3 protein-coding genes and 1 pseudogene are annotated in these 3,354 nt (G+C 72.5%); all 4 read right to left on the bottom strand.

Annotated elements, in window-relative coordinates; all coding sequences use genetic code 11:
- Window positions 1-731, bottom strand: a pseudogene (locus AC27KI_RS21200) (site-specific integrase); the annotation flags it as partial.
- Window positions 732-798: 67 nt separating this feature from the next.
- Window positions 799-1,494 (bottom strand): DUF484 family protein, encoded by a 696-nt coding sequence (locus AC27KI_RS21205; RefSeq protein ID WP_284429483.1) that lies wholly within the window; start codon window positions 1,492-1,494, stop codon window positions 799-801.
- Window positions 1,491-2,369 carry a diaminopimelate epimerase gene (gene dapF, locus AC27KI_RS21210; protein WP_284429484.1) on the bottom strand — a complete coding sequence of 293 codons (879 nt, stop codon included), beginning with the start codon at window positions 2,367-2,369 and terminating at the stop codon, window positions 1,491-1,493. Before dapF ends, AC27KI_RS21205 begins: the two co-directional genes overlap by 4 nt.
- Window positions 2,370-2,519: 150 nt before the next feature.
- Window positions 2,520-3,354, bottom strand: an 835-nt coding sequence (locus AC27KI_RS21215) for an ROK family protein (protein WP_487115687.1), incomplete at its 5' end; no start/stop codon positions are given.

Consider the following 3,354-nt stretch of genomic DNA (forward strand, 5'->3'; position numbering starts at 1 on the left):
GCTGGCCCAGACGCGCTGCACCAGCCGCGCCCGACGCCGCGCGCCGAAGGGCTGCGGGCGCTGCGCCAGCCAGGCCTGCAGCGCGGCCAGGCGGCCGTGCCCACCGGCACGCTGCGGCGCTTGGAGCCCTTGCCGAACACATGCGCCTCGCCGGCCTCCAGGTCGATCCAGCCGCGGCCCTGGCGCTGGGTGTCGGGGCCGGGCACGGCATCCAAGCCCACCAGCTCGCCCACCCGCAGTCCGCAGCCGTAGAGCAGCTCCACCATGGCGGCGTCGCGCGCCTCCAGCCAGGGGTCTCCGCCCGCGTGCTCGAACTCAGCCAGGCGCACTGCGTCGTCCACGGGCAGGGCCTTGGGCAGCGGCTTGGGCGCGCGCGGCGCCCGCACGCCCTGCACGGGGTTGTGCGGCACCAGGCCCTGCTGCCCGGCCCACGTGAAGAACCCGCGCCATCCCGAGAGGATGAGCGCGATGCCGCGCCCGCTGCGCCCGCCGCCGTGCATCTGCGCGACGAAGCGGCGGATGTGCGCGGTGGTCAACCCGAGCAGCGGCACGCCCGCGCCTTCGGCGAAGCGGGCGAGCTTTTGCAGGTCCAGCGTGTACAGGGCCAGGGTGCGGGCGGCCAGGCGCTTTTCCACGCGCACGTGCTCCAGGTAGCGCAGCACCGCCGGATCGGTGGGCGCGGTGGCGGCCGGTGCCGGCTCGGCATCGGTGGTGGGCACCGGTTCGGTCATGGCAGGCGGCGATGCAGGGAAAATGAAGGGCAGAAGGCGCCGGCGGGCAAGGGGCCGGCGTCGCCGCTCAGCGCAGGCGCGAGAGCGCGCCGCTCGCCAGCTCCGCCATGCGGGCGAGAAAATCCGTGCCCATGGCGGCATCGAAGCGGTGCGGATCGGCCGAGCCCAGCACCAGCAGACCGAAGGCCGGCTCGGTGCTGTCGATCGCGCCTTCGCGCAGCGGCAGCAGGGCCAGCGACTGCACCTGCGATGCATCGGGCAGCCACGCCGTGGGCTCGAACCCCAGGTTGGGCCCGCAGAACGGCATGGTCAGCGACGAAGCGAAGGCCCGTGCATCCTCGCTCGCGCCCTGGGCGTAGGCCGCACCGGCATAGGTGGGGGCCACGTCCCACAGGCGCAGCGCGGCCTGCGGCACGTCGAACAGGCGGCGGATGCCCTCCTCCACCACGTGCGGCAGGCTGGAGGGGTTGCGGGCCTCGGCCAGCTCGCGCGTCCAGCGGTGGATCTTGTGGGCGATGGCGGCGTTCTCGTTGCTGTTGCGCACCATTTCCATGATGCGCTGCTCCAGGCCCTTGATCTTCTCGCGCAGCATCTCGGCCTGGCGCTCCTGCAGGCTCACGGCCCGCTGGCCGTGGGGGCTGGTGATCTGCACGCTGGCCAGCACCTCGGCGTGGCGCTCGAAAAAGCCCGGCGTCTGCGCCAGGAACTCGGCGATGTCGTCTTCGGTGATGGGGGGAACCTGGGTGTTGTGGGGAATGGTCATGGTGTGTCGGGAATGTCGATCTGGCCTTCGAAGACGGTGGTGGCGGGACCGGTCATGAAGACCGGGTCCGTGTCGCCGCCGCTCCAGGCGATGGTGAGGAGGCCGCCACGCGTCTGCACGTCCACGCGCGCATCGAGCAGCCCCAGGCGGATGCCCGCCACCACGGCGGCGCAGGCGCCCGTGCCGCAGGCCAGCGTCTCGCCGGCGCCGCGCTCGTACACGCGCAGGCGCACCCGGGTGCGGTCCACGACCTGGAGGTAGCCCGCGTTCACGCGCTGCGGAAAGCGCGCATGGCGCTCGATGAGCGGCCCGGTCTGCGCGACGGGCGCGGTGTCCACGTCGTCCACGAGCTGCACCGCGTGCGGATTGCCCATGGAAACGACTGCTACAAAAACAATAGCGTCACGCCCTAGTGAATCATGCGCCAGAGGCCATTTTTGCCCCAAACCCTGCATGATGGGGGTGAGGCCCGTGGTGTCGAAAGGCACGCGCGCGGGATCGAGCACCGGGCGGCCCATGTCCACCGTCACGCGGCCGTCGGGGGTGAGTTCGGGGGCGATGTCGCCGGCGCGGGTGCGCACGCGGATGCGGTCGCGGGTGGTCAGGCCCTTGTCGCGCACGAAGCGGGCGAAGCAGCGCGCGCCGTTGCCGCACTGCTCCACTTCGCCGCCATCGGCATTGTGGATGACGTATTCGAAGTCGATGCCCTCGGCGGGCGAGGGACGGACGGTGAGGATCTGGTCGGCGCCCACGCCGAAGTGGCGGTCGCCCAGGAAGCGGTACTGCGCGGCGGTGAGGCCGAGGCGGCCCTGGGTTTCATCGATCACGACGAAATCGTTGCCCGCGCCCTGCATCTTGGTGAAGCGGATGTGCATGGGGCCGGATTATCGTCCCCCCGACCGGGCCGCCATGTAACGGTTCATGCGGTTTGGCCTTCCGCCGGACCACCCGGCGGGAAGCCGCCGACAGTGCGGGAGCCCGGCCAGACGAACCAACGGAGCAAGGCGGTTGAAGGCTGATCCATCTCAGCCGCTTGCCACCGCCAGCGCCGCATAGTCGCCCACCTGCAGGCCCAGGCCGGCCGGCACGAGCCGCACCCCGGCCGTGAGCGCCGGCAGGTGCGCCGACACCTCGGCCTGCAGCGGCGGCAGCAGGTAGTCCTGGTGGTGCAGGAACACGCTGCCCCCGAGGCTGATGCGCTGCAGGTCCAGCGTGGCCACCAGGTTGTAGAGCATGCGGCCGAGCACGCGGCACATGCCCGCGACCGCGGCGTGCGCGGCGGCATCGCCCCGCTTGGCCGCATCGACCAGCTGTTCGGCGTCGTGGCCGAAGCGGCGCGGCATCGAGCTGCCGGCCACGAGCGACTCCACGTCGCCCACGTTGCCGCAGCCGCACAGGGCATCGCCCGGCCCGTCGCTGGAAAAACTGTGGCCCGCATGGCCCGCGTTGCCGTTCTTGCCGCGCAGCACCCGGCCGTCCACGCACAGGCCCACGCCCACGCCGGTGCTCCAGGTCACGTAGGCGCAATGGTCCAGGCCCTGCAGCGCGCCCCAGCGGCGCTCGGCGAGCAGCGCGGCGACGGCATCGTTCTGCGCATGGACCGTGCCCAGCGCGGCCGCCAGCGGCGCCTGCAGGGGGATCTGCATCCAGTCGTTCGGCGCGTCGCGCCCGGGGCCGGCCAGGCCACCGCAGATGTTGGGGGTGGCCAGTTCCACCTGGCCGTCGCGCAGCGCGAAGGGGCCGCAGGCCGAGACGCCGGTGGCCTGCAATTGCGCGCGGGTGATGCCCGCTTCGGCGCAGGCCTCGTCCACCATGCGCAGGGCCTGCCGGGCCAGGGCGTCGGGTGCGCCGGTCTTGGCG

This window comes from Acidovorax sp. KPB24-03 (genome assembly GCF_057546605.1).